Annotated in this window: 25 protein-coding genes; 23 read left to right on the forward strand and 2 right to left on the reverse strand. The window is 54.2% G+C overall.

All coding sequences use genetic code 11. The features are described from left to right. The first annotated feature begins 8 nt into the window (after positions 1-8). The 3 genes from FHS19_RS02455 to FHS19_RS02465 are packed head-to-tail and all read left to right on the forward strand — an operon-like array spanning position 9 to position 2,721. Positions 9-2,039 (forward strand): TP0910 N-terminal domain-containing protein, encoded by a 2,031-nt coding sequence (locus tag FHS19_RS02455; RefSeq protein WP_183578118.1) that lies wholly within the window; start codon positions 9-11, stop codon positions 2,037-2,039. Further along, positions 2,036-2,338: an EscU/YscU/HrcU family type III secretion system export apparatus switch protein gene (locus FHS19_RS02460; RefSeq protein WP_183578121.1), complete on the forward strand. Its 303-nt coding sequence runs from the start codon at positions 2,036-2,038 to the stop codon at positions 2,336-2,338. The genes FHS19_RS02455 and FHS19_RS02460 overlap by 4 nt, the downstream gene beginning before the upstream one ends. Next, positions 2,335-2,721: a YraN family protein gene (locus FHS19_RS02465; protein WP_183578124.1), complete on the forward strand. Its 387-nt coding sequence runs from the start codon at positions 2,335-2,337 to the stop codon at positions 2,719-2,721. The genes FHS19_RS02460 and FHS19_RS02465 overlap by 4 nt, the downstream gene beginning before the upstream one ends. Positions 2,722-3,081: 360 nt before the next feature. On the opposite strand, the gene FHS19_RS34745 is transcribed toward FHS19_RS02465, so the two are convergent. Then, complete coding sequence (locus FHS19_RS34745; protein ID WP_246426401.1) at positions 3,082-3,375, reverse strand: hypothetical protein; 294 nt, start codon at positions 3,373-3,375, stop codon at positions 3,082-3,084. 750 nt (positions 3,376-4,125) lie between these two features. Continuing rightward, on the reverse strand, positions 4,126-5,718 hold the full coding sequence (locus FHS19_RS02475; RefSeq protein WP_183578130.1) for a YifB family Mg chelatase-like AAA ATPase: 1,593 nt from the start codon (positions 5,716-5,718) through the stop codon (positions 4,126-4,128). Positions 5,719-6,051: 333 nt separating this feature from the next. Between FHS19_RS02475 and FHS19_RS02480 the strand changes: the two genes are divergently transcribed. From FHS19_RS02480 to FHS19_RS02575, 20 genes are all read left to right on the forward strand, one after another. Beyond that, entirely contained in the window at positions 6,052-6,522 is a 471-nt protein-coding gene (locus FHS19_RS02480; protein WP_246426478.1) for a MarR family winged helix-turn-helix transcriptional regulator, read from the forward strand. Between the two features lie 320 nt (positions 6,523-6,842). Then, positions 6,843-8,003: an ADP-forming succinate--CoA ligase subunit beta gene (sucC, locus tag FHS19_RS02485; RefSeq protein WP_183578134.1), complete on the forward strand. Its 1,161-nt coding sequence runs from the start codon at positions 6,843-6,845 to the stop codon at positions 8,001-8,003. A 34-nt stretch (positions 8,004-8,037) separates the two neighbouring features. Continuing rightward, complete coding sequence (sucD, locus tag FHS19_RS02490; RefSeq protein WP_183578137.1) at positions 8,038-8,967, forward strand: succinate--CoA ligase subunit alpha; 930 nt, start codon at positions 8,038-8,040, stop codon at positions 8,965-8,967. Between the two features lie 131 nt (positions 8,968-9,098). Further along, the gene (dprA, locus tag FHS19_RS02495; RefSeq protein WP_183578140.1) at positions 9,099-10,217 is read left to right on the forward strand and encodes a DNA-processing protein DprA; all 1,119 of its coding nucleotides are present in this window, start codon (positions 9,099-9,101) and stop codon (positions 10,215-10,217) included. Between the two features lie 53 nt (positions 10,218-10,270). Continuing rightward, positions 10,271-12,373, forward strand: coding sequence for a type I DNA topoisomerase (gene topA / locus FHS19_RS02500; RefSeq protein ID WP_183578143.1), 2,103 nt, complete (start codon positions 10,271-10,273; stop codon positions 12,371-12,373). A 25-nt stretch (positions 12,374-12,398) separates the two neighbouring features. Further along, positions 12,399-13,739 (forward strand): FADH(2)-oxidizing methylenetetrahydrofolate--tRNA-(uracil(54)-C(5))-methyltransferase TrmFO, encoded by a 1,341-nt coding sequence (gene trmFO / locus FHS19_RS02505; protein WP_183578146.1) that lies wholly within the window; start codon positions 12,399-12,401, stop codon positions 13,737-13,739. An 18-nt stretch (positions 13,740-13,757) separates the two neighbouring features. Beyond that, the gene (gene hslV / locus FHS19_RS02510; RefSeq protein WP_183578151.1) at positions 13,758-14,300 is read left to right on the forward strand and encodes an ATP-dependent protease subunit HslV; all 543 of its coding nucleotides are present in this window, start codon (positions 13,758-13,760) and stop codon (positions 14,298-14,300) included. Positions 14,301-14,316: 16 nt separating this feature from the next. Next, positions 14,317-15,720, forward strand: a complete 1,404-nt coding sequence (gene hslU / locus FHS19_RS02515; RefSeq protein ID WP_183578153.1) for an ATP-dependent protease ATPase subunit HslU — start codon at positions 14,317-14,319, stop codon at positions 15,718-15,720. Positions 15,721-16,245: 525 nt separating this feature from the next. Further along, positions 16,246-16,653, forward strand: coding sequence for a flagellar basal body rod protein FlgB (gene flgB / locus FHS19_RS02520; RefSeq protein ID WP_183578156.1), 408 nt, complete (start codon positions 16,246-16,248; stop codon positions 16,651-16,653). A 12-nt stretch (positions 16,654-16,665) separates the two neighbouring features. Further along, a complete protein-coding gene (gene flgC / locus FHS19_RS02525) occupies positions 16,666-17,109 on the forward strand; it encodes a flagellar basal body rod protein FlgC (RefSeq protein ID WP_221223854.1) in 444 nt (147 codons plus the stop codon). A gap of 41 nt (positions 17,110-17,150) precedes the next feature. After that, a complete protein-coding gene (gene fliE / locus FHS19_RS02530) occupies positions 17,151-17,462 on the forward strand; it encodes a flagellar hook-basal body complex protein FliE (protein WP_183578162.1) in 312 nt (103 codons plus the stop codon). A gap of 98 nt (positions 17,463-17,560) precedes the next feature. Further along, on the forward strand, positions 17,561-19,141 hold the full coding sequence (gene fliF / locus FHS19_RS02535; RefSeq protein WP_183578165.1) for a flagellar basal-body MS-ring/collar protein FliF: 1,581 nt from the start codon (positions 17,561-17,563) through the stop codon (positions 19,139-19,141). 11 nt (positions 19,142-19,152) lie between these two features. Then, complete coding sequence (gene fliG, locus FHS19_RS02540) at positions 19,153-20,169, forward strand: flagellar motor switch protein FliG (protein WP_076168160.1); 1,017 nt, start codon at positions 19,153-19,155, stop codon at positions 20,167-20,169. After that, positions 20,162-21,007, forward strand: a complete 846-nt coding sequence (locus tag FHS19_RS02545; protein WP_183578168.1) for a FliH/SctL family protein — start codon at positions 20,162-20,164, stop codon at positions 21,005-21,007. Before fliG ends, FHS19_RS02545 begins: the two co-directional genes overlap by 8 nt. Further along, positions 20,994-22,313, forward strand: a complete 1,320-nt coding sequence (fliI, locus tag FHS19_RS02550) for a flagellar protein export ATPase FliI (protein WP_183578171.1) — start codon at positions 20,994-20,996, stop codon at positions 22,311-22,313. Before FHS19_RS02545 ends, fliI begins: the two co-directional genes overlap by 14 nt. Positions 22,314-22,322: 9 nt before the next feature. Further along, positions 22,323-22,772, forward strand: a complete 450-nt coding sequence (fliJ, locus tag FHS19_RS02555; protein ID WP_183578174.1) for a flagellar export protein FliJ — start codon at positions 22,323-22,325, stop codon at positions 22,770-22,772. Between the two features lie 42 nt (positions 22,773-22,814). Next, positions 22,815-23,750, forward strand: coding sequence for a MotE family protein (locus tag FHS19_RS02560; protein ID WP_183578177.1), 936 nt, complete (start codon positions 22,815-22,817; stop codon positions 23,748-23,750). Between the two features lie 78 nt (positions 23,751-23,828). Next, positions 23,829-25,292 (forward strand): flagellar hook-length control protein FliK, encoded by a 1,464-nt coding sequence (locus FHS19_RS02565; RefSeq protein ID WP_183578180.1) that lies wholly within the window; start codon positions 23,829-23,831, stop codon positions 25,290-25,292. Between the two features lie 17 nt (positions 25,293-25,309). Beyond that, on the forward strand, positions 25,310-25,936 hold the full coding sequence (locus tag FHS19_RS02570; protein ID WP_183578183.1) for a flagellar hook capping FlgD N-terminal domain-containing protein: 627 nt from the start codon (positions 25,310-25,312) through the stop codon (positions 25,934-25,936). Then, a complete protein-coding gene (locus FHS19_RS02575) occupies positions 25,933-26,322 on the forward strand; it encodes a TIGR02530 family flagellar biosynthesis protein (protein ID WP_183578186.1) in 390 nt (129 codons plus the stop codon). The genes FHS19_RS02570 and FHS19_RS02575 overlap by 4 nt, the downstream gene beginning before the upstream one ends. The last annotated feature ends 69 nt before the right edge of the window (positions 26,323-26,391 follow it).

A 26,391-nucleotide genomic window follows, 5' to 3' on the forward strand; every position in this document is an offset into this window, starting at 1 on the left:
AGAGGGACATGAATATCGGTTCACTGCTGCGCGGCATGATGGGGGATACCAAAGCGGGCGAGACCAAACAGCTGGATTTGAAGGAAGGTCAAGTCGTGCGCGGCGTCGTGCTGAGCGTATCCGAGGACGGGCGGGAGGCTGTCCTGCAGATCCAGGGTGTCAAAGTACGGGCGGCACTGGAAACGCCGCTGCAGCCCGGGCAGGCAGCGGTCCTGCAGGTACAGCCGGACAATGGCGGTGGCCTTCCGGTATTGAAATCGATGGAGGGTTCCCCCTATGGAGCCGGGACGCCGTTGACGCTTGCGGATGTGCTGCAATCGCTCGATCTGCCGGATACGCCGGAGAATCGGGCCATGCTGGAGGCATTGCGGATTTCGGGCGTATATGTAACAAAAGAAAACGCGGCCGTCTTCAAAGACGCACTGGCATTAAAGCCCGCTGGGGTCAGTACAGAGCAGTGGCTTGGCGCCGCGGCGATTGCCAATCAGCGCGGACTTCCGCTGACGGGCGAAAGCGTCCGCGGGCTGCAGCAGGCGGTATTCGGGCCGCCGGTGCATCAGCTGCTTCAGGTGCTGGAGGAACAGCTGAATGCGTTCACAGCGCAAGCTGCAGCGGGTTCGGAGGAAGCGGGAGCAGCTGTCAAAAGCGGGCAGGGTGTCATGGCACCACAGGCCCCGGGGCCGCCGCCGCCGTCTTTGTTACCCGGAGCGGGCGTGCAGCCGGGATTTGGCAGCACAGCGGCTCCTGAATCGGAGCCAACGGCCGGTGCCCGCACCCCAAGGAGCACCGAGGCAGAGGGGAATGCCGGGAAGGCAGCGGGGCGCGCGGCTGACGGATCATCCGCGGCCGGCACGGCTGCCGCGGCGTCCCATCCAGCGGCGGCGCTTCAGCCGCTGGTCGCCAGGCTGCAGGCGCTGCTGCAGCAGCTGCGCGCGGCACCGCTGACGGGTGCCGCTGCATCAACGCCCGCCCCGGCCGGCGGCTTCGCCGCGCCGGCCGCGGAACCTGCGCCGCAGCACGCGGCGCAGGGAGGCGAAGGCCCCGCAGGAACGGGGCCTTCGCCCAAGACGCCCCAGTCCCACGGCGCGGAGCCGTGGGTCGGGCGTCTCTTGAAGCTGCTCGGTGCGGAGCACGAGCAGCAGGGCGTGCGCGCGGCGCTGCTGCAGCCCGCGCAGGAGGCCCCGCAGGGGCCGGGTGCCGCGGCGGGGAACGCGCGGCAGGCCATGGCTGCACCGGCGGCAGGCCAGGGTGCAGCGGCAGAGGCAGGCCCGGCTCAGCCGGGGCCTGCGGCGGGAGCGGCGAGCGCGGCAGGGGCCGCCGCTGCGCAGCCCGCTCCCCAAGCCGCGGACGGTCCGGAGCTGACCGTCCGGGCGCACGCGGTTCAGCAGCAGCCTCCCGGCCCGGCGCATCACACCGTCCGGCCGGAGCAGCCGGCTGAGCCCGCTGCGCGGATGGAACAGGCGCTGCAGGAAACCGGGCAGCGCGACACGCTGAAGGGGCTCCTCCTTCAGCTCGTTCAGGACGATGCTGCGCTGCCGGCCTTGAAGGAAGCGGCACAGCAGGTCATCTCGCAGCTGACCGGCCAGCAGCTGCTCCTGAACACGGACCGGACGGCGCCATTCGCCCAGGTTACGTTGTTCCTGCCGCTGAACGGGCCGGACGGGCAGGAAACGGCGTCGGTGCATGTCCAGTCCAGGCGCGGTCCCAAGGGGGAACTGGATGCATCCAACTGCCGCCTGTGGTTTGACCTTCAAATGAAGCATCTCGGGCAGACTCTGATTGACGTCCAGATCGTCGACCGGATCGTCAGCCTGAAGGTGCATAATGATCAGGAGTGGGCTCAGTCCCTGGTGGAGGACAGACGGTCTGAAATTGTGGACGCTCTATCCACGCTCGGCTATCAGCTTCTGACGCTTAAAGCCGGTCCGCTTCCGTCTCCGGGAGTCGAGCCGCCATCTGGTTTGAGTGCGGCCATGGGCGGTCACCGCATGGCGGACTACGTGCCGCAGAGCTACAAGGGGGTGGATATGAGGGTATGAACAGCAAGCCGCAGGATCCGTCGCCAAGTTTGAAAAAGGCCGTCGCCCTCAAATACGCGCCCGGTGAAAACGATGCCCCGGTCGTCGTGGCGAAGGGCCGGGGGAAAGTGGCGGATACGATTCTCGAGACGGCAAAGGAACACGGGGTTCCCGTTCAGGAGGACGCCGCGCTGGTGGAGGTCCTCTCCAAGCTGGACCTGGACCAGCAGATCCCGCCGGAACTGTATCACCTTGTCGCCGAGGTTCTCAGCTATATTTACCGGGCGGACCGGCTCGCTCGGGAAAGGCCATACGAATGAACGGGCAGGAAGGAAGAACCAAGGATAACCGCCGCCAAAAAGGAGCAGCCGCGGAGCAGGCCGCCGCCGACCTGCTGCTCTCCACAGGCTACCGCATCCGCGACCGGAACTGGCGCTGCCGCAGCGGCGAACTGGACGTGGTCGCCGAGGACAGCGGCGTCATTGTCTTTGTGGAAGTGCGCAGCCGGAGCGCCGGCTCCGCTTTTGGCACAGCCGCGGAATCAGTTGATTTTCGCAAAATCCGCCAGGTGCGCAGCACGGCCGAGGTCTATCTGCACGCACAGCGGCTGGAAAATCGAGAGGTTCGCTTTGACGTCGTCGCCGTAGAGCTGGGGCGCGATCTAAGCATTGCCGCGATTAATCATATACAGGGAGCGTTCTAGGACGAGCCGCATCAGTAATAAAACTTCCAAAACACGTTATTGGAAGTTTTTTATTACCCAATTTTCACTGAGTTGGGCCGATCCAACCGGAAACAACTTCATTTTGCAGCAAATATACTGCTTACCCCTCACCCACTCCTATAATCCGCGGCCGGTCCAAATTCCTTTATTGGATCGCTTCCTCTTCATGACCTCAACCAGCTATATCTGAAAGGTGGAAAATGGATGTGTTATTTGTAATTATTTACCTTAAGGTGAAGGTGATATGGACTAATCATAGAATAATCTAAGTAGAAGTGATGTATGAACTTACTTAAAATTGAATTTTTCCTAGGTATCAACATCAGAGGATGACTGTAATCATTTTATTGAGCTTACCTCAACCAAGTTCTTCATCGAAAATGGAAACGGCAATTTCGTGGGAGGGATTATGAGGAACATTTTGAATTTTCTTGTTACCTTTTTGGTGTTCTGGATAGGCAATGAGTACTTTAATCCATATCTTTCGATAACAGATACAAAAACTTTGGTGATTGCATCCCTTCTTATGTTCATCATCAGCCTTTTATTCAGTTTAGCCATGGTACTATCGGTTATGTTGATTACTGTAGGGATTGGGTGTTTAACCACTCCGGCTTTAATGATGGCTTCCATCGTGCTGACACCAATTAAACTTTGGCTTTTGGACAAATACCTGTATGGATTTGAAATACATGGATTGTGGACATATGTCATTCTTACTTTTGTTCTTAGCCTATTCACAGTGAAAGTAAAAGAGAGACATGATTAAAGATATGCAAAAACATGTGAGATCATATACGAATTGAGGAGGAACCTGTGTTTAAAAATAGACACTGGAAAAAGTATCTCATTCTACTTGCCATTATGCTGCCCGTTTTCTTTGTTTTTATATTTATGCTTCCACATGATAAACGGGTTATTGCACTAGGGATTTGTCCATCAATATTCTGGATACTGTATTATTCATGGATCGCAGTGGAGAATAGAGAAAAAGATAGATAGAACAAATTTTAAATGAAGGATAACGTGAAGTTTTATCCTGCCAAAAATGGCGTTTGACTACCCGATGGTTTACCTGCCAAGTTTTAAATTACATCCAGAAGAGATGACTGGGGTTTGAAAAGAGAACGGAAATAACCTGCCTCAAATGGCAGGTTATTCTTTGTTTGTGAACCTGTATCCGGTCTCTTCTGATGATTTCGAGATGGCGCCTCATATCCCTGAAACGTCTGTCACTGCGCATCTAGCTGCTGATAGAACTCAACGTTCTTGTTTTCTATTCGAACGACGATCTGCATAATTTCATTTTCGTGATAGTAGACAAATTATTTACTTAAACCGTGAATCACGTTACTAGGGTTTATACCGCGAATTTGCTTCCTATTATCCTACCCCCGTAATCTGCGGCCGGTCCAAATTCCGGTATTGGATCGCTTCCGCCACATGGTTGAAGGCGATATTCTCCTGGCCGTCCAGGTCGGCGATCGTCCGGGCCAGTTTCAGGATGCGGTCATATGCCCGCATGCTGAGGCCCAGCGTTTCGATCGTCTGATGGAGCATATCGGCTGAAGCGGAGTCGAGCCTGGCGAAGCGCCGGAGCGCACTGCCGGTCAGCTCGCTGTTCCAGCCGCCATACCTGCTGCTGTAGCGCTTTTGCTGACGGGCATGGGCTTCGAGCACCTGTCTCCGCATCTCAGCTGAAGACAAGCTTGGTGTATCCGTGGACCATTCTTTGGGGCGGGGGACCTCGACTTGAAGATCGATCCGGTCGAGCAGCGGACCGGAGATTTTGGCGCGGTATTGGGCGATCCGGCTGAAGCTGCATGTGCAATGATGCTCCGGGTGATCGCTCCCGAGATATCCGCACGGACACGGATTCATCGAAGCCGCCAGCATGAAGTGCGCCGGGAAGGTGTGCACGGCACGCGCCCTGCTGATCGTCACCGTTTTGTCCTCCAGCGGCTGCCTTAGCACTTCGAGCACCTGACGGTTGAATTCCGGCAGCTCGTCCAGAAACAGGATGCCCCGGTGGGCGAGGCTGACTTCGCCCGGCTTGGGTATCGTTCCGCCGCCGATCAGTCCCCCGGCAGAGATGGTGTGGTGCGGGGAACGAAAAGGACGTCTGCGGATCAGTCCGGAGCCGGGTTCCTTCAATTTACCGGCCGCGCTGAATATTTTGGTCGTTTCGAGCGCTTCCTGCTCGGTCATGAAGGGCAGGATGGTCGGCAGGCGCTTGATGAGCATCGTTTTGCCGGTTCCGGGCGGTCCGATCAGCATAATGTTGTGCATGCCGGCGGCAGCAATCGTGAGCGCCCTTTTGACATGGAGCTGGCCAAGCACATCGGCATAATCTTCCGCAGGAAGGTGGTCGGGTACGGAAGCAGCGGGAGCAGCCGGTGCTTTCAGCAGCGGGACCAAGGTTCGAATCCGGAGAGGCTGGTCTTTGCCAGGCATGTCGGCAGCCGAATGTTCTAAGGCTAGCTCACGCAGCTCGTTCAAATGCCGGATGGCATAAATATTCATATGTTCGATTAAGGCAGCCTCACCGGCGTTTTCTTCCGGAAGCAGAACGGCGGTGAATCCCTCGCGCTTCGCCCTGTCCACCATGGACAGGACGCCGTTAACGGGCCTCAGGCTGCCGTCGAGCGCCATCTCGCCGATGAGAAGAAGCTTCTCGTCCTGCGGAAGCAGGAGCTGTCCGCTCGTCACGAGAATGCCCAGGGCGATGGCCAGGTCAAACGCGGAACCTTCCTTTTTCAGGTCGGCCGGTGCGAGATTGATCGTGACGCGCTGGAGGGGGAAGGTGAAGCCGCAATTTTTGATGCCTGCGCGGACGCGCTCAACCGCTTCCCGGATGGCGGAGTCCGGGAGACCGATAATGCTCGTTTGCGGCAGTCCGTTGGAAATGTCAACCTCCACCTGAATGATAACCCCGTCAATTCCGTATAAACATGTACTGTGCATTTTTCCATACATACAATAAAGCACCTCTATTCCCCGGCGGTTTCCCTCGAAAACTAGGTAGATCGCCGTAATTGACGGAAAAAAGGTGCTTCCTTATTTTCGCTTAAGTTTACAAAAATTGTAGGACCGAAGGCAGCAAAAGTCAAGATGGAGGCATGAGGGAGGGGGAAAAGCGGCAAGCTTGTAAGGACGTGATTCACGGATGATTTGTTGTTTAAAATTTAAAAGTATACAATGAAATTGTAGGGCATCAGTTGCTTCTGCAGAAGATATGGCGCAATTACTATGATAATGTGACAAAATTATGATAATATTATGACAAGAAGGCAGGTGAAGACGAAAGTGATGAAACCAAGTGAAATGAATCCGCAGCTGCAGCTGGAAAATCAGCTGTGCTTTACCATCTATGCCTGTTCGCGAGAAATCACCAAGCTGTATCAGCCCCATCTGGAGAAGCTCGGTGTGACATATTCCCAATATTTGGTCCTGCTTGTGCTTTGGGAGCGGGGACAGTGTACCGTGAAGGAGCTTGGGGAGGCTCTTTTCCTGGACTCCGGCACCTTGACGCCCCTGCTGAAGAGACTTCAGGCCGCTGGTCTGATTCACCGCGAGCGCTCTGCCCAGGACGAACGGAAGGTCATCATCACGTTGACGGACGAAGGAAACAAGCTGAAGGAGAAGGCGCTAAACGTCCCGGCCGCCATGCAGCAGGAGCTGTGCCTGAACGAAAGCGAATTCGGGCATTTGCTGGGCCAGTTCAAGAATCTGCTGAACCGCGTCCATCACAATAACGAACAGCAAGAGGGCAAGATGTGAAGAAAAGAGCGATTTTGCAGAAAACATGCTGCAATTCCGTCGCTCTTTTTCCCTTTTCTCCATGAAACAATGTTGGGGTCGATGCAAGGCCAATGGAATCATATCGGAACTTAAGACGTTGCTTTGAAGGCGGATTTTACCATCAAATCCCAAATATTCTCTCAAACGGATTAAACCGATATCAAAAAGCTGTCGATGGAAACGCAGTTTCTTAAGGTAAGCGTTTTAAAAACATGTTACAATAGCTTGGGTTTATATTATTTTCTAAGAGATATCAGAACCCGCCTTGTAGCAGTCATGTTGATAGGAGGATACCGTAAATGAATATCCATGAATATCAAGGAAAACAAGTGTTAAAGCAGTATGGCGTTACCGTTCCGAACGGAAAGGTGGCCTACACCGTGGAAGAGGCGGTTGAAGCCGCTAAATCCCTGGGCAGCCAGATCACGGTAGTCAAAGCGCAAATCCATGCAGGCGGCCGCGGTAAAGCCGGCGGCGTCAAAGTGGCCAAGAACCTGGACGAGGTTCGTGCTTACGCAGAGGAAATCCTCGGCAAAGTGCTCGTAACGCATCAGACAGGCCCGGAAGGTAAAGAAGTCAAGCGGCTTCTGATCGAAGAGGGCTGCGATATCCGCAAGGAATATTACGTCGGCGTCGTTGTTGACCGCGCTACCGGACGTGTCGTGATGATGGCATCGGAAGAAGGCGGAACGGAAATCGAAGAGGTTGCCGCGGCAACGCCTGAGAAAATTTTCAAAGAAGTGGTGGATCCGGCCGTTGGCCTGCAGGTTTTCCAAGCGCGCAGACTGGCTTATGCGATCAACATCCCTAACGAACTGGTCAACAAGGCGGTTCAGTTTATGATCGCTCTGTACAGCGCCTTTGTTGACAAAGACTGCTCCATTGCAGAAATCAACCCTCTGGTTGTAACGGGTGACGGCAATGTCATGGCACTCGATGCCAAGCTGAACTTTGACTCCAACGCACTGTTCCGGCACAAAGACATTCAAGAGCTTCGCGACCTGGACGAAGAGAACGAAAAAGAAATCGAAGCTTCCAAATACGACCTGAGCTACATAGCTCTCGACGGCAACATCGGCTGTATGGTCAACGGCGCAGGCCTTGCCATGGCCACGATGGATATTATCAAGTACTATGGCGGAGACCCGGCCAACTTCCTCGACGTAGGGGGCGGTGCCACGAAAGAGAAGGTTACCGAGGCGTTCAAGATCATCCTGTCGGATGAGCAGGTCAAAGGCATTTTCGTCAACATCTTTGGCGGAATCATGCGCTGTGACGTTATCGCCGAGGGCGTGGTTGAAGCTGCCAAGCAGCTCGGCCTGACCCGTCCGCTTGTTGTGCGTCTCGAAGGAACCAACGTGGATCTGGGCAAGAAAATTTTGGCCGAATCCGGCCTGAACATCGTGCCTGCCGATTCCATGGCTGACGGCGCCCAAAAAATTGTCTCACTCGTAAAATAGAATCTTTAAAATACGATAGGGGATGTGAACAAACGTGAGTATTTTGGTCGATAAAAATACAAAAGTCATCACACAGGGCATCACCGGCAAAACCGCCCTTTTCCATGCGAAAGGCGCCCTCGACTACGGCACGCAAATGGTCGGAGGAACTTCTCCGGGCAAAGGCGGCACCAAGGTTGATATTACGCTGGAGAACGGCCAAGCGGTCAGCCTGCCCGTATTTAACACGGTTGTAGAAGCCAAGGAAGCGACGGGCGCGACCGCGAGCGTCATCTACGTTCCGCCGGCATTCGCGGCCGACTCCATCATGGAAGCCGTCGATGCGGAAATGGAACTGGTCATCTGTATTACGGAAGGCATTCCGGTGCTGGACATGGTCAAAGTGTCCCGTTACATGGAAGGCAAGAAAACCGTCCTGATCGGACCAAACTGCCCAGGGGTGATTACACCTGGTGAATGTAAAATCGGCATCATGCCTGGGTATATCCATACTCCGGGCCATGTGGGCGTCGTGTCCCGCAGCGGAACGCTGACCTACGAAGCGGTTCATCAATTGACGACCCGCGGCATCGGCCAGTCCTCTGCAGTAGGCATTGGCGGTGACCCGGTAAAAGGCTCGGAATTCATCGATATCTTGAGCCGCTTTAACGATGATCCTAACACCTATGCTGTTATTATGATCGGTGAAATCGGCGGTACGGCGGAGGAAGAGGCGGCGGAATGGATCCGCGCCAACATGACTAAGCCGGTCGTTGGCTTTATCGGCGGCGTGACTGCGCCTCCGGGCAAACGCATGGGACATGCGGGCGCTATTATTTCCGGCGGTAAAGGCACGGCGAAAGAAAAGATCGCCAAGCTTGAGGAATGCGGCATCAAAGTCGCTCCAACGCCTTCGGAAATGGGCTCCACGCTGGTAAGCGTTCTGGAAGAGCGCGGCCTGCTGGAAAAATGCACGACTCACTAATATAAACCGGCCGTTATGTACGGTTGAAAGAGGTAAGCAACCTTTTATTTCTCCATTCGGAGAATAAAGGGTTGCTTTTTTGTGTTTTCAACACCGAAAAACTGGAAAATATAAGGAAGGGCGGGATTGGTATGAAAGACGAACGGTGGCTGTTGATTGCACTGCATGAGACAGAGGGGATCGGGAGAAAGAGTATTGCCAGGCTGCGCGGACAGCGTATGTTCTCCGGGGACATGTTTCATTATAATAGTAGAGATTGGGAGGAAGCAGGTTTTCCCGAGGAAAAGGCGAAGCTTTTATCTGAACGGATCACACCCGATTTGATCGAAGAGCTGAAATCCCGTAAGCTTGAGGGAGGCGCCGGCATCCTGACTTTTTTGGATGAAGATTACCCTGCGTATTTGAAGGAGATCGCGGAGCCTCCATGGGTATTGTACTGCACCGGAAAACGGGGATTGCTGCAAACGCCCGGTGTCGCCATGGTCGGAACAAGGGTACCGACGGCCTATGGCCGTAAGGTCGGCCAGGAACTGGCGGAGGGCATCAGCGCAGCTGGATTCACGATCGTCAGCGGCATGGCCAGAGGCATCGACAGCGTGTGCCATGAAGCCTCTCTAGCCTGCGGAGGAAATACGATTGCGGTGATGGGGACCGGACATGGCGTAGTCTATCCGCCGGAGAACAGAGGATTGTATGAGCGGATCGCCGAGGATGGGCTCATTCTAACGGAGTATCCTTCCGGGACCAAATCGCATCCCGGCCTGTTTCCGCAGCGCAACCGCATTATTGCCGGCTTGACGCTCGGGACGCTGGTCGTCGAAGCGGATTCGCGCAGCGGATCTTTGATTACGGCGGATTTGGCACTCGAAGCCGGCAGAGATGTGTTCGCCGTGCCTGGGCCGGTTACCTCGCCCAAGAGCCGAGGCGCGCTGAGTTTGATTAAACAAGGCGCCAAAATGGTGCTGAATGCCGAAGACGTGATTGAAGAATATGATTCATGGTTGCCAAAAGGGTTTGAAGATACATACAATAGGGAGCGTCAGATGTTGGAGGACACGCGGCTGCCTGCAGATCATTTGACAATGGATGAGCTTGGGATATACCATATATTGGAACAAGGGCCGTCTACATTGGATGAGCTGCTGCAGCAGACCGGATGGGATTTTGGACATTTGCATTCAGTTCTGTTATCTTTAATCATAAAAAAGCAGATTACCCAATTATCTGGTGCTATATACAAGCTTATATAACAAGAGTCTATGGACTAACATTCACAGAATTGTTCGGAAAGGGGGATGAACCTATGGCTGACTCACTTGTCATCGTAGAATCGCCGGCCAAGGCGAAAACGATCGGCAAATATTTAGGCAGCAAGTATATCGTAAAAGCTTCGATGGGTCACGTGCGTGATCTCCCGAAGAGCCAAATCGGGGTTGAGGTCGAAAATGATTTTAATCCGAAATATATTACGATCCGTGGAAAGGGCTCCGTATTAAAGGAACTCAAGGACGCCAGCAAAAAAGTAAAAAAGGTTTATCTCGCAGCTGACCCCGATCGCGAGGGTGAAGCGATTGCCTGGCATCTTGCCCATGCCTTGGAGCTGGACGATACGGATAGCTGCCGCGTCGTGTTTAACGAAATTACGAAGCAAGCGGTCAAGGACGCGTTTAAAACGCCGCGCAAGATCAATATGGACCTGGTTAACGCGCAGCAGGCCAGACGTATTCTGGACCGGCTTGTCGGTTACAAGATCAGTCCGCTTTTGTGGAAAAAGGTAAAGAAAGGTTTGTCCGCAGGCCGCGTTCAATCGGTTGCGGTCAAGATCATCATCGACCGGGAGAACGAAATCAATGCGTTCATTCCGGAGGAATACTGGTCCATTACGGCCCAGCTCGCCAAGGGAGATTCTGTTTTCGAAGCGAAATTCCAGCAGCTGAACGGCCAGAAGAAAGAACTTTCACGCGAGGATGAAGTAAACGAAGTGCTTGCTGCCATTAAGGGGGCCACCTTCAAAGTCAGCGAAGTGAAGGAAAAGGAACGCCAGCGGCATCCTTCGCCTCCGTTTACGACAAGCTCCCTGCAGCAGGAAGCTGCCCGGAAGCTTAATTTTCGTGCCGCGAAAACGATGTCCGTCGCCCAGCAGCTGTACGAAGGCGTAGAGCTCGGGAAAGAAGGAACCGTCGGCCTCATCACTTATATGCGTACGGATTCCACCCGGATTGCCGGGTCGGCCCAGGAAGAAGCCAAGGAATTTATCAGCGGGAAGTATGGGGATCCGTTTGTCCCAGAAACTCCGCGGGAGTATTCGAAAAAATCGGCAAACGCCCAGGATGCCCACGAAGCGATCCGTCCGACCTCGGTCATGCGCGATCCCGACTCCGTGAAGTCGTTCATGAGCCGTGACCAATACCGCCTTTACAAGCTGATTTGGGAACGTTTCGTTGCCAGCCAGATGGCTTCCGCCATACTGGATACGCTTTCCGTAGACATTGCCGCCGGGCCGGCCGTTTTCCGCGCAACCGGTTCGAAAGTCCGCTTTCAGGGCTTTATGAAGGTTTACGTGGAAGGCAACGACGACGGCACGACGGAAGAAGAGAAGTTTTTGCCTGCGCTGGCTGTAGGCGATAAGCTGAAGAAGGAAGATATCGAGCCGAAGCAGCACTTCACGCAGCCGCCTCCACGCTATACCGAAGCCCGGTTGGTCCGGGCGATGGAGGAGCTCGGCATCGGACGGCCAAGTACGTATGCACCGACGCTGGAGACGATCCAAAAGCGCGGTTACGTGGCAATCGAAGAGAAAAAGTTCGTTCCGACAGAACTGGGTGAATTGATCATTGAACAGATGGAACAATTTTTCCCGGAAATTCTGGATGTGGAATTTACGGCTCACATGGAAGACGATCTCGACCATGTCGAGGAAGGCTCGGAGGATTGGGTCAAGGTGTTAGCCGAGTTCTATTCTTCCTTTGAAAAGCGTTTGGAAGTAGCCGAGGAAGAAATGAAGGAAATCGAAATCGAGGACGAGGTATCGGACGAAATTTGCGATAAATGCGGCAGACCGATGGTATACAAATTGGGACGGTTTGGCAAATTCCTCGCCTGCTCCGGATTTCCGGACTGCCGGAACACAAAGCCGATCGTCAAGGATATCGGCGTCACTTGTCCGAAATGCAAGGAAGGGCATGTGGTCGAGCGCCGCAGCAAGAAGGGGCGGATTTTCTACGGCTGCGACCGTTATCCGGAATGCGATTTCGTATCCTGGGATAAACCGTCGCCGAAGCCTTGTCCGAAATGCGGCTCTCTGATGGTTGAGAAGCGCAACAAGCAGGGAGCACGTCTCCAATGCACGGCATGCGACCATACCGAGCCCCTGGAAGAGAACGAAGACAACGAAGAAATGATGTAATTGTAAACAGCAGGGGGTAATGAAGTTGACAGAAGTACAGCAGGTAACCGTCATCGGCGCAGGTCTGGCAGGCAGCGAGGCTGCCTGGCAGATCGCAAACCGGGGGGTTCCCGTGAAATTATACGAAATGCGCCCGGTCGTGAAGACGCCCGCGCACCATACGGACAAGTTCGCCGAGCTCGTATGCACCAATTCGCTGCGTGCCAACGGTCTTACGAACGCTGTCGGCGTCATCAAGGAAGAAATGCGGATGCTGGATTCGCTGATCCTGAAGTCCGCCGATAAAAATGCGGTTCCTGCCGGAGGAGCTCTGGCGGTGGACCGCGATGGTTTTTCCGGGGATATTACGAGCACTCTCCATAACCATCCGCTGATTGAAGTCGTAAACGAAGAAATTCAGCATATACCAGAAGAAGGGATTGTCGTCATCGCCACAGGCCCTCTGACCTCGCCTGCGCTCTCCGCCGAGATCAAAGCGCTCATGGGCGAAGAGTATTTCTACTTCTATGACGCTGCAGCTCCGATCGTAGAGAAAGACTCCATCGATATGAGCAAGGTATACCTGGCTTCCCGCTATGATAAAGGCGAAGCGGCTTATTTGAACTGCCCGATGACCGAAGAGGAATTTAACGCGTTCTATGACGCGCTGGTCCATGCGGAAGTCGCGCAGCTGAAAGAGTTTGAGAAGGAAGTATACTTCGAAGGCTGCATGCCGATCGAGGTCATGATGAAGCGGGGCAAGCAAACGGCGCTGTTCGGGCCGATGAAGCCGGTAGGACTGGTCAACCCGCATACAGGCGAGCTGCCTTATGCGGTCGTGCAGCTGCGCCAAGATAATGCCGCAGGCACGCTGTACAATCTGGTCGGCTTCCAAACCCACCTCAAATGGGGAGAGCAAAAGCGCGTATTCTCCATGATTCCGGGGCTGGAAAATGCGGAATATGTACGCTATGGCGTCATGCACCGCAATACGTTTATCAACTCTCCGAAGCTGCTCCAGCCGACCTATCAGCTGAAAACGAATGAGAACCTGTTTTTTGCCGGTCAAATGACAGGGGTAGAGGGATATGTGGAATCTGCCGCATCCGGGCTTATAGCGGGCATTAATGCAGCGAGAAAGGCGCTTGGACAGGACCTTGTCGTATTCCCTGAAACTAGCACCCTCGGCAGCATGGCTCATTATATTACGACTGCGGATTCGGAACACTTCCAGCCGATGAACGCCAACTTCGGCCTGCTGCCGAAATTAGAGAAGAAAATCCGCAACAAAAAGGAAAAAAACGAGGCGCTGGCAAATCGGGCTTTGGAGACGATTAACGCGTTTATCAAGGAAGCCGGACTGGCAACCGAACATCAGGAAGTATAGATTAGGAGGTCTGTAGGTATGGATTTATCTTTTCATGCGACAACCATTTGCGCTGTACGCCATAACGGAAAAGCGGCGATCGCCGGTGACGGCCAGGTGACCTTCGGTGAAAATGTCATTATGAAGCAGACCGCCAAAAAGGTGCGCCGTCTTTACAGAGGCCAGGTCGTTGCCGGCTTTGCAGGTTCCGTGGCGGACGCCATCACCCTTTTCGAAAAATTCGAAAGCAAGCTGGAGGAGCATCATGGCAATCTGCAGCGTGCCGCCGTGGAGCTCGCCAAGGACTGGCGCCAGGATCGCGTTCTCCGCAAGCTTGAGGCACTCATGATCGTTATGGATAAAAGCGGCATGCTGCTCATTTCCGGGGGCGGTGAAATCATCGAGCCGGACGACGACGTGTTGGCGATTGGCTCGGGAGGCAATTTTGCGCTTTCTGCCGGACGTGCGCTGAAGCGTCACGCCCAGGACCTGGAAGCGAAGGATATTGCGCGGGAAGCTTTGAAAATTGCTTCGGAAATTTGCGTATACACCAATGGAAATATCATTGTGGAAGAGCTGTAAGGGTGGAGGAATGCATATGGATAACCAAAGTTTGACGCCAAGACAAATCGTGGCCGAACTGGATAAATACATTGTAGGCCAGAAGCAGGCGAAGAAATCCGTTGCCGTCGCACTGCGCAACCGTTACCGCCGCAACCGGCTTCCCGAGGATGTTCGGGATGAGATTGTACCGAAGAACATCCTGATGATCGGTCCGACGGGGGTGGGCAAGACCGAAATCGCCAGACGTTTGGCGAAGCTGGTCAATGCGCCTTTTGTGAAGATCGAAGCCACCAAGTTTACGGAAGTAGGATACGTCGGCCGCGACGTGGAATCCATGGTCCGCGATTTGATCGAAACGTCCATCCGCATGGTCAAAGCGGAGCGTACGGAAAAAGTAAAAGACCGCGCCGAGGAGCTCGCCAACGAGCGGATCGTGCAAATTCTCGTTCCGCCGGCCGGCAAAAACAAGTCGCAGCGCAACCCGTTTGAAATGCTGTTCGGCAATGGCAACCAGAACGCACAGGATACCGAAGAGGAGAAGGAACAGGACAGCACCGTGGCTGAACGCCGGCGCCAGGTGAAGTTTAAGCTTCAGTCCGGCAGCCTGGAAGACGACATGATTGAAATCGACGTTGAAGACAATTCGCCGACGATGATGGATATGCTGGCCGGGCAGGGGAATGACCAGATGGGCATGAACATGCAGGAAATGTTCGGCAGCCTGATGCCACGCCGGACGAAGAAGCGGAAGCTGCCGATCCGGGAAGCGCGCAAGGTGCTGACACAGGAGGAAGCGACCAAGCTGATCGACATGGACGACGTCATCGCCGAGTCGATTCTTCGTGCCGAGCAGTCGGGCATTATCTTTATCGACGAGATCGATAAAGTTGCCAGCCAGGGCAAAGGCTCTGGGCCTGACGTGTCCCGTGAAGGCGTCCAGAGGGATATTCTGCCGATCGTGGAAGGATCGACGGTCATGACCAAATACGGCCCCGTGAAGACGGACTTTATTCTGTTTATTGCCGCCGGTGCATTCCATATCGCGAAACCGTCGGACCTCATTCCCGAGCTTCAGGGCCGCTTCCCGATCCGCGTGGAGCTGAGCAGCTTGTCTCTCGACGACTTCGTGTCGATTCTGACCGAGCCGAAGAACGCTTTGACCAAGCAGTATACGGAGCTGCTCAAAACCGAGGACATCGAGGTCGAATTCTCCGCTGAAGCAATCCGGGAAATTGCCAAAATTGCCGCGACTGTTAACCAGAATACGGAGAACATCGGTGCGCGCAGGCTGCATACGATCCTGGAGAAGCTGCTCGAGGATTTGTCGTTTGAGGCGCCTGAATTAACCCTGGAGAATATGACCATCACGCCGGAGTACGTGCGTGAAAAGCTTGGCGATATCGCCCAGGACCGCGATTTGAGCCAATATATATTGTAAACCGGTAATCGTCACTGCGCGGACATGTCTGAAGGATAGAAATCCTTCGGGCATGTCTTTTTTTGTTAGGCTTAGAAATTGACCGCAGGAAGGATAGAGCTGGCATCATAAGCAATGCCGGGGAGGCGAAGACATAACCCTGCGCGCGTATGCAAGGAAGAGGTTCGTTTACGACACTTTCGCAAATCCGAAATTCTAGGACTATTCAGCATGAGTTTTTATCGAAATGTGACAACAGCCCCGTCCTATGTAAGCCTATAAACCCTTATCCTGCAAAGATTTAGCAAAGTTTTCAAACAAATTAAGAACAAAGACCTTCTTTTTGGGAAAAGATAGGGCTTTTTTCTTATTGTAATATGTCCCAATCTTTAAGAAACTTAGGATATACGACAATATAGTAATTTTTTCTACTTTAGACCTAGAACAAGCAATATTTCTAAGGACTTTTGTCGAAAAAAAGTGAAATTGGGAAGAAAGTTCCCCGCGGACTAACAGTAAAGTTATGGAAATTAAGGGGGATACGGAATGGATTTGCTGAACAGCGTCAGCTTTCAACGTTTGGAAGGCGGACTTCAGGCGGCAAACGCGCGCCAGAGGGTCATTGCGGACAACATTGCCAATGTCGACACACCCTATTTCAAACGGTCTGAAGTGTCATTTGAGAGCCTGCTCCAGCAGGAAATAAATGGATCTGCACCTCAGCTTCGCGGCAGGGTCACCGATCCCCGGCACTTCGTCATAGGTCCTACGAATTCAGTCCCAAATCCGGTTGTAACGGAGGACCAATCGACAGCCATGAACAACAATATGAACAATGTGGATATTGACCGGGAGATGTCTGCACTGGCTGACAACCAGCTTCAGTACAACGCCTACATCCAGCAGATGAACGACCAGATCAAAATGATGCGGACAGCTATTGAAGGGAGATAATCGCGGGTGAACATGAACAGCAGCTTTGGGATCAGCGCCTCGGCACTGACAGCACAGCGTTTGCGGATGGACGTCATTTCATCCAACATTGCGAATGCGGAAACGACGAGAGCGTCGGTGGTTGACGGCAAAGCGGTGCCGTACCGCCGCAAGATGGTTGTGCTGTCGCCGAATGAATCGGATTTCTCCAGCATGCTGGAAGCACAAATGAACGGACAAAGTGCGGGTAAAGGTGTGAAAGTGGCTGCGATTCAGGAGGATCAGACGCCGTTGAAGCCGGTATACAATCCGACTCATCCGGATGCAGATGCGGAAGGGTATGTCTACATGCCTAACGTGGATATCGCCAAAGAAATGATCGATATGATTTCGGCCACGAGATCGTACGAAGCGAACGTCACTGCACTGAATTCCTCGAAAGCGATGATCACGAAGGCCTTGGAAATAGGTCGCTAAACCTAGTTCGAACAAATAAATGCAGGTAAGGAGGGACATTGATGATCCAAAACTCGATGTTTTCGACACAAAGCATCCAGCCGCTCGACATGAAGCAAAGCGCATCAAGCGTTAGCAAAACGCCAGCCCAATCCCTTAGCGATTTCGGATCCTATCTGGAAAATGCGCTGAACCAGGTGGCCGGGCAGGAGAAAGCCGCCGAAGAAATGAGCAATCAGTTCATGCTCGGACAAGTCGATGTGGACCAAGTCATGATTTCTTCGCAAAAAGCGCTTCTCAGCCTGGAGCTGACGACGCAGATTCGGAACAAAGCGATCGAAGCGTACCAGGAGATCATGCGGACACAAATTTAAAGGCTGCAGACAAAAGAGTGAACGAAGGATTTGGCGGATCGCCTGAACCTATTCATTCATAGATTTTTGCTAAGTTTTCGGGTGGGGTGGGTGACGTTGTGAACGAAAGAATCGTCCAGTATAAGGACAGAGTCGTTCAGTACTGGAATCAATTCAGCAAAAAACAGAAAATTTTATTCATTTCTACGATCGCTTTTATTATCATCGCCATTGTCGTTCTGACCATGCAGTTTTCCAAGACGGAGTATGAAGTGGCTTTCAAGGATCTGAACGCCAGCGATTCCGCAGGAATTATGAGCTACCTCGATACGAACAACATCCCGTATAAATTGAGTACTGACGGAACATCCATTTCAGTACCGAGCACGGAAGCGGCCCGCATCAAGGTTGATGTCGGCTCCCAGGGACTCATTCAGAACGGATCCATCGGATTCAAAACGTTCGATCAATCATCATCGATCGGCACAACCGACAGCGAGTTTAACGTCAAGTACAACAACGCATTGAACGGAGAAGTCGAGCAGCTGCTCACCAGCATGAACGGCGTTAATAAGGCTAAAGTCCTAGTGAACCTGCCGAAAGAAAGTGTGTTTGCCAGCGAAGAAGACCAGGAGAAAGCAAGCGCCTCAGTCGTGCTTACCTTTAAGCCTGGTTATCATCCAAGCCAGCAAACGATCGACGGGTACTTCAACTTGGTCAAGACCGCCGTACCGAATCTGCCGGTGGAGAATATCACCATCACCGAATCGGAAGGCAACACAGAGCTGCTATCGTCGGCCCAAGGCGGTTCAGGAACGCTGTCCTCGTCCGTAGAAGAAAATTTTGCGCTTCAGAAAAAGTTCGAAAGCGAAGTTCGCCAGAACGTCAAAGAATTTCTGAGCCAGTTCATGGGACCGAATAAAGTCGATGTCCTCGTCGTCTCCAAGCTGAATTTCGACAAAGTTCAGAGCAAGGAAAACATGGTGACACCGGTAGATACGGAAAACATGAAAGGCATCGAAATCAGCGTTCAGGAAATTTCGAAGAATTATACGGGTAAGAGCAATCCGGATAGCGGAGTGGCAGGCACGGGCCAGACCCAGGTGCCGGGGTATCCAAGTAACTCGTCCACAGGCGACGTAACCTCCGAGGATTTGTCCAAGACGATCAATTACGAGGTTAACCATATTACCAAAGACATCGTTGCCAGTCCGTATACCGTAAAAGATTTAACAATTAACGTAGCTGTTGAACCACCAACGGGACAAACCAGTGTAGATCAACAAACCAGAGATGCCATTCAGAATATCTTGGTAAATATCGTCAGGGCATCGCTTGCCGACTCCGGTATTACATATACAGACGCTGATTTGGCTAAAAAAGTTTCGGTCTATTCGCAACCTTTCAGTGGTAATGTTACCCAGCCGAGCGGAATCAAGCTTTCCCAAGGCATGCTGTGGGGAATCGGCCTCGCCGCCCTTGCGCTTCTTGCGGGTGGAGGCTACCTGATTTACCGCCGCCGCAAGAACAAAGAGGAAATCGAAGAAGATCTTCCGCTGCCGCCTGCGGCAGAGTTTCCTTCCATTAATCTGGAGAGCGTGACGAACGAAAGTCAGGTACGCAAACAGCTGGAGACGCTGGCGAAGAGAAAGCCGGATGAATTCGTCAACCTGCTGCGCACATGGCTCGCCGATGAATAGGGGGTGGATTTATGGCAAAGGCAAACAGCCAGGCACTGAGCGGGCGCCAAAAAGCGGCCATCCTGCTCATTACGCTGGGACCGGAAGTGTCCGCACAAATTTTCAAGCATTTGCGTGACGACGAGATCGAGCAGCTGACGCTGGAAATCGCCAATGTTCGCAAAGTGGACAGTGTGGAAAAGGACCTGATCATGTCCGAGTTTCATCAAATCTGTCTGGCTCAGGAATATATTTCGCAGGGCGGCATCAACTATGCCAAGGAAATCCTTGAAAAGGCGCTCGGCTCGCAGAAGGCGCTCGAAGTCATCAACCGACTGACGGCGACGCTGCAGGTACGCCCGTTCGATTTTGCCCGCAAAGCGGATCCGAACCAGATTTTGAACTTTATACAGAACGAAAACGCCCAGACGATCGCCCTCGTGCTGTCCTACCTGCAATTTGAGCAGGCGGCGGCGATTCTGTCCTCCCTGCCTCAGGAAAAGCAGGCGGATGTCGCCAGAAGAATCGCGGTTATGGACAGCACGTCGCCTGAAGTCATCGCTCAGGTGGAGCGCGTGCTGGAGCAGAAACTGTCTGCGACCGTGACGCAGGATTACACGAATGCCGGCGGCATCGAATCGATCGTCCAGATTTTGAACGGGGTCGACCGGGGAACCGAACGAACGATCCTCGATTCGCTCGAAATCCAGGATCCGGAGCTGGCCGAAGAAATCAAGAAGAGAATGTTCGTGTTCGAGGATATCGTCAACGTCGACAACCGTTCCATTCAGCGGATCATCCGCGACATCGAGAACGCCGACCTGCAGCTTGCCCTCAAGGTGGCAAGCGAAGAGGTGCGGGACGTCATTTTCCGCAACATGTCCAAGCGGATGGCCGAAACCTTCAAGGAAGAGATGGAGTATATGGGGCCTGTGCGGCTGCGTGACGTCGAAGAAGCTCAGACCCGCATCGTAGGCACGATCCGCAGACTGGAAGAAGCCGGGGAGATCATCATCGCCCGCGGCGGAGGAGATGACATCATTGTCTAATTTGATTAAATCTTCGCAGTACGTACCGGTGGAAGCCCTCAAACGGCTGGATCTGGCAAGGCATTATGCACTACCGGAGCAGGATGAGTCAGCTGACGAGGTCAAGATCGAAGAGATCCGGGCCCAGGCGGATGAAGAGAGTAAACGACTCAGCCAGGAAATGCTGCAGGATGCCAAGGAGTTCGCGGAGCGCCATATCCGTGAGGCGTCCGAGGAGGCGCAGCGGATTTTGGCCGAGAACGAGGAGAAGATCAACGCCTGGTGGCAGGAGCGCAGGGAACAGGACGAGCATCTGATCGAGGCCGTGAAGTCGGAAGGCTATGCGGAAGGATACCGGGAAGGCGCTGAGAAAGCGGAGGCGGATCTTGCGCTCAAGCTTCAGGAAATGATGGCCGAAGCTCAGTCCGTACTGCGGCATGCTTATATGATCAAGGAGCAGATCATTCAAGAAGCCGAGCCCTTCCTCGTAGATCTGAGCTGTGCCATCGCCGAGAAGGTGATTGACAAGCAGCTGACCATGGATCGGGATTATGCTATCGATCTCATCCGGAAGAACTTGTCCCGTAAACGGGAGCAGGGCGTGATTACGCTTTGCGTGGCGCCGGAGCATTTCGCATTTGTCCAGGCCGCCCGGGAGGAGTTGAGCGTCGCGATCGATTCGCAAGCGGAGCTGCAAATCCTGCCGGATGCTACGGTTCATGACCACGGCTGCGTCATTCGCTCCTCATTCGGCAGCGTCGACGCGCGTGTGGAAACGCAGCTGACCGAAATCAAAAAAGAGCTGATACGCATCGCTCTGGATGAAGGGGAACGGAGAGACCAAGATGAAGGTGCTTGATAGCGGACGGTACATGGAGCATTTGCGGAACATCGATCCGGTCCGGATCAACGGGAAGGTCACCCAGGTCATCGGACTGATGGTCGAGTCGGAAGGTCCGGACGCCAGCGTCGGAGAGGTCTGCTATATATATCCGAGCAAAGGCGCCAAGCCGCTGCAGGCAGAAGTTGTCGGCTTCCGTGACAACAAGGTTTTGCTCATGCCGCTCGGCGAGCTGCAGTCGATCGGACCGGGATGCGATGTGGTCGGCACGGGCAAGCCGCTCAGCGTTCAGGTAGGCTCCGAGCTGCTGGGCAAGGTGCTGGACGGTTTGGGGCAGCCTCTTGACGGGTCGCTGATTCCGACCCGGATGCCGCACAGCTCGACGTACAACACGCCGCCGAACCCGCTGAACCGACCGAGGGTGCTGGAGCCGATCAGCATCGGCGTTCGGGCGATCGACGGCCTGCTGACTATCGGCAAAGGACAGCGGGTCGGGATCTTCGCCGGATCAGGCGTAGGGAAAAGTACGCTGATGGGCATGATCGCGCGCAACACCTCGGCGGATGTCAACGTAATTGCGCTTATCGGCGAGCGGGGACGGGAAGTGCTCGATTTTATCGAGCGTGACCTGGGCCCCGAAGGGCTGCAGCGCTCGGTAGTCATCGTGGCCACTTCCGACCAGCCTGCGCTGATCCGGATCAAGGGAGCGCTGATCGCGACGACCATCGCTGAGTATTTCCGGGACCGGGGCATGAACGTCATGCTGATGATGGATTCCGTGACGCGGTATGCGATGGCGCAGCGGGAAGTGGGCCTGGCGATCGGCGAACCGCCGGCAATGCGCGGATATACGCCATCGGTGTTTGCGAGCCTGCCGAAGCTGCTCGAACGGGCGGGGACAGGGCCGCAAGGCTCCATTACCGCCTTCTACACCGTACTCGTCGACGGCGACGACATGAATGAGCCCATCGCAGATGCGGTGCGGGGAATCCTGGACGGGCACATCGTGCTGAACCGGGGCATCGCGAACAAGGGTCATTTTCCCGCGATCGACGTGCTTGCCAGCATCAGCCGGGTGATGAAGGATATCGCGCCGCGCGAGCAGACGGACGCTGCGGATAATTTGAAGCGGCTGATGGCCGTCCACAAAGAGTCCGAGGACCTGATCAACATCGGCGCTTACCAAAAAGGCTCAAACGAGCAAATCGATGAAGCCATCGATTCCATCCAGGCCATCTGGGATTTTACCAAGCAGCGCGTAGACGAAAAAGTGACGCTGGAGCAGGTTCAAGAACGTTTGATTTCCGAATTTTCAAGGAGATGACCTTAAGGGATGAGATTTCAGTATACGTTCCAAAAAATTGTCGACCTCAAAAGCAACGAACGTACCCAAGCGGAATGGATGCTGTCCAGCGCCATCGGTAAACTTCAGGCGGAAGAAAAATCGCTGGGGGAGCTGCTGGATATCCGGGAAAACATGGTCAGGCAGCTTCAGGAAGCCGCCGGCCAATGCGTCCCTGTCTCCATGATTCAGGAAATTCAGGCGTATGTCGAATATTTGGACCAGTGCATCCGGATGAAGCATGTGGATGTGAACAAGGCGAATATGAAGGTTCAGATGCAGCAGAAGCATTTGTCCACAAAGATGCTGGATGAAAACGTCTGGTTAAAAGCGCGGGACAAAGCAAAGACGGCATTTCAGAAGCAGGCGCTCCTGCATGAGCAGAACGAGCTTGACGAGATGGCGACCGTACGGTTTGCCATGGGCGCTAGGGCGAGATGAGTGAACGTGATATAGAGCTGCTGGCTTGGGGGTGGAACAACTGTGGCAAGAACAGATTTTGAAGAATTAGAGAAAGAATCAACAGGGGGATTTGAACGGTTTTTGTTTTTTGTCATACCAATCATCTTTACGGTGGTGCTTCTGGGCGTGCTTTTGATGCTGCTGAACACCAATGTGCGGAACGAAGTGCTCGGCGCGGCCAACAAAATTCCGGTTGTGAAAAACTGGGTCCCTGACCCGGTCAAGGATCCGGAAGCGGCTAAGCTGGACAAAACGAAAGCACAGATGGAGAGCGCGACCGCTACGATCAAGGAGCTGAAAAGCCAGCTGGAAGCCAAGGAAGCGGACCTTCAGAAGGCTAAGGAAGACAAGCAGCAGCAGGACAGTAAAATCAAATCGTTGCAGACACAGATCGACCAGCTTCAGGAAAGCAGCGCTCAGGCTGCGGATGCACAGGCCGGGGGGACAGCCGACGATTACGAGAAACAGATCAAGAACTTGGCGAAAATGTACGCCGGTATGAGCCCGAGCAAAGCGGCACCGATTCTGCAGAACATGACCACGGAAGAGGTCGTTCAGCTGCTTAGCGCCATGGATGCGGACAGCCGAATGAACATCCTCGCCAAGATGGATCCGAAAATGGCGGCGGATATCACGCTGAAGATGAAGGATTCTGTGTCATCCAGCGATTTGGCGATCGCGGCGCTTCAGTCCAGAGTGAACAAGGACAGTGCCACGCAGACGGCACCGTCGTCAACCGGGCTCGACAAGGCTCAAATCAGCCAGACGTTCGGGTCGATGAACGCGGACAGCGCGGCGAATCTGCTGCTGGCCATGTACAAGATCAGTCCGGACAAAGTGCTGACGATTCTGGGCGCCGTTGCGGATTCGACACGGTCGGGCATTCTGGATTCGATGGGCAAAACAGACCAGAAAACGAGCGCAGTCATTCTCAACAAATTGCTAAGCAGCAAGTAGTGATTCTTTTCAACCAGAGCTTCTTTTCAACAGAGTACTTGAATACAGTACTGCACGCGAAAGGAGGTGAAAACAAAGATGAGCCTGATATTTCAAAACATTCCCGCAGGTGCGCCAGCGGGAGCGAAGACAGCAGGAACAAGCGGCGGTGCGGCAAACGCCTCGGCGGGAACGGCACTGGTACCGGCATTTGGAGTATCGTTGACTCAGCTGATGACAGGTACAGCAGGCGGTTCACAGGAAGCTTCGGCCATGAACGGCGTGGCATCGCTTTTGGAAGGGCTGCTGAAAAATGCTCAAACGGCCGCGGTTCAAGGGAATGGGGACAGTGATGAGCGGAACACTGCAGCCCTGCTGCAAAGCCTCCTTCTGGACGCTGATCAGCTGGATGAAGCGATTGCCGAAGATCCCGAAGTGCTTAGCTCCCTGCAGAGCTGGATTCAGCAGGTAACCACCTTGCTGCTGAATCTTCAAGGAAGCGGCTCGGCACAGCCGGAAGACACGCCGGTAAATGAGGGAGATCATGCCTTGACGGCACTGGCCAGCCACCCGGCGACGGCACGGTTTGCCGCACAGGATGCGTTGGCGCAGCTGATCACGGTGCTGCAGCAGCCGAATACGGGGGCGGACACCGCGGCGCAGGCGGCAGAACTGCTGGAAACGTTCCACAACCTGGTTCAGAACGCTGCGGCTCCTGGGAAAAGCAAACCGGCGGCGTCTCTGGTCAAGGATTCGGGATCGGCAGTACCACAGGATCCGGCACCAATATTCCAGCCAAAAGCGGAAGGACAAGCCAGCCGCATATCCGCGTTGCTGGAAGCAATCCGGCAGCAGCCGGCAGGCGATACTGCATCGGCGGCAAGCGGCAAGGCCATGCTGAGTATCTTGACGGGCCACGAGCCGAATGCCGATGTGCAAACAGCAGCATCCGCTGCAAGCCCTTCTTCCGGAGAAGAGGCAGAAGCGGCGAAGCCGGAGGATCCGCTTGCCAGCCAGACGACGGTGACGGCAGGGCAGCTTGTGATGAAAGAAGGCATTCAGTCGCCTCATAAGGCAGCGGCGCCAGCGGTGCCAGTTACGCAGTTTGCCAAAGAAATGGGCACATTTGTCGTAAACAAGCTGGAAATCGTGAAGCACGAAGGCATATCGGAAGCGAAAATATCGCTGTACCCGGAACATTTGGGTCAGGTCGACATTAAGCTGACGATGCAAAACGGACAGCTCGTCGCCCAATTTACGACCGAGCACGCCGGAGCCAAGGATTTGCTGGAGCAGCAAATGAGTCAGCTCCGCAGTACGCTGCAGTCGCAGGGCGTTCAGGTTGAGAAACTCGTTGTTACACAAAACCCTTCGCTGCAGTCCCAAATGTATCACGACGGCCGTCAATCCCAATCGGGTCAGCAGCAGCCGAACCGGCGGCAAAAGGACAAGGACGCTTCCTCCGAAGATGCCTTGACCGTGGCCGAGCTGGGTGACGAGCTGAATGAATGGCTTGCCCGGCAGCAGGCCGAGCAAGGAAATACATTTACGGCGAAAGCGTAAAACGGAGGTGAACAACCATGTCAGATATCGTATCGACAAGCAACATTTGGCCGAACTACGCGGCATCCAATGTGCAGAAGGCCAGCACGAAAACGCAGACGCTCGGCAAGGACCAGTTTCTGAGCATTCTGGTGACCCAGCTTCAAAACCAGGACCCGATGCAGCCGATGGAGGACAAGGAATTTATCGCCCAAATGGCCCAGTTCACCTCGGTCGAGCAGCTGATGAACATATCCAGCCAACTGACCGCCATGAGCCAGTCCCTTGGCAACGTATCGGGATTGATCGGCAAACAGATCAGCTGGGTCGATAGCGGAAGCAGCTCCGATCAATCAAGCGAAAGTGAGCCGGAAATCAAGACGGGGATCGTGGATTCGATCATCGTCAAGGACGGCGTTCAGTACGCTTCCGTCGGGTCGGTGGCGATTCCGATTACGAAGATTGTCGAAATCATGGATGCCAAGGAGGAAGTGAATACGCCGCCGACGGATGCAGAAACACCGCCGCCTGACGGTACGTCGAACGAGGGGGGCGCAGCAGAAGGTTCTGCGGGCACCGGCTCTGATACCGGAGAGACGGGCGCGGAAGCATCAAGTGCAGCGGCAGGAGAGGGTACGACGGGCGGAAACGGGGAGACGGCATGAACGAACGGATGACGATCGGACAGCTCTATCCCGGAAGGATATATCCTGCCGCCCCCGTCAAGACTTCGAAACCGGCCGGTACGCCGGACGCCTCGTCCCATACGTCATTTGATGAATTGCTGCAGGGAAGCCTGCTCAAGTTCAGCAACCATGCCGCCAAGCGGCTGGAGCAAAGAGGGATTGAGATCAAAGGGGAACAGCTGGAACGGCTGAACCAAGCCGTAGAGAAGGCTGCTGCCAAGGGCAGCAAGGAATCGCTGATCCTGATGAAGGATATGGCGCTCATCGTCAACGTTCCGAACCGGACGGTCGTGACGGCGATGGACGGCAAATCTATGAAAGACAACGTGTTTACCCAAATCGACAGCGCGGTCGTGCTGTCATAAGCTGGCTGGCCCGAACCGGAAAGCCAGGGAACTGCTGACCGACTGATGCAGTTCATTCCATAAACCTAG

The sequence above is a fragment of the Paenibacillus rhizosphaerae genome, from assembly GCF_014192015.1.
GTDB classification, from domain to species: Bacteria; Bacillota; Bacilli; order Paenibacillales; family Paenibacillaceae; genus Paenibacillus_AQ; species Paenibacillus_AQ rhizosphaerae.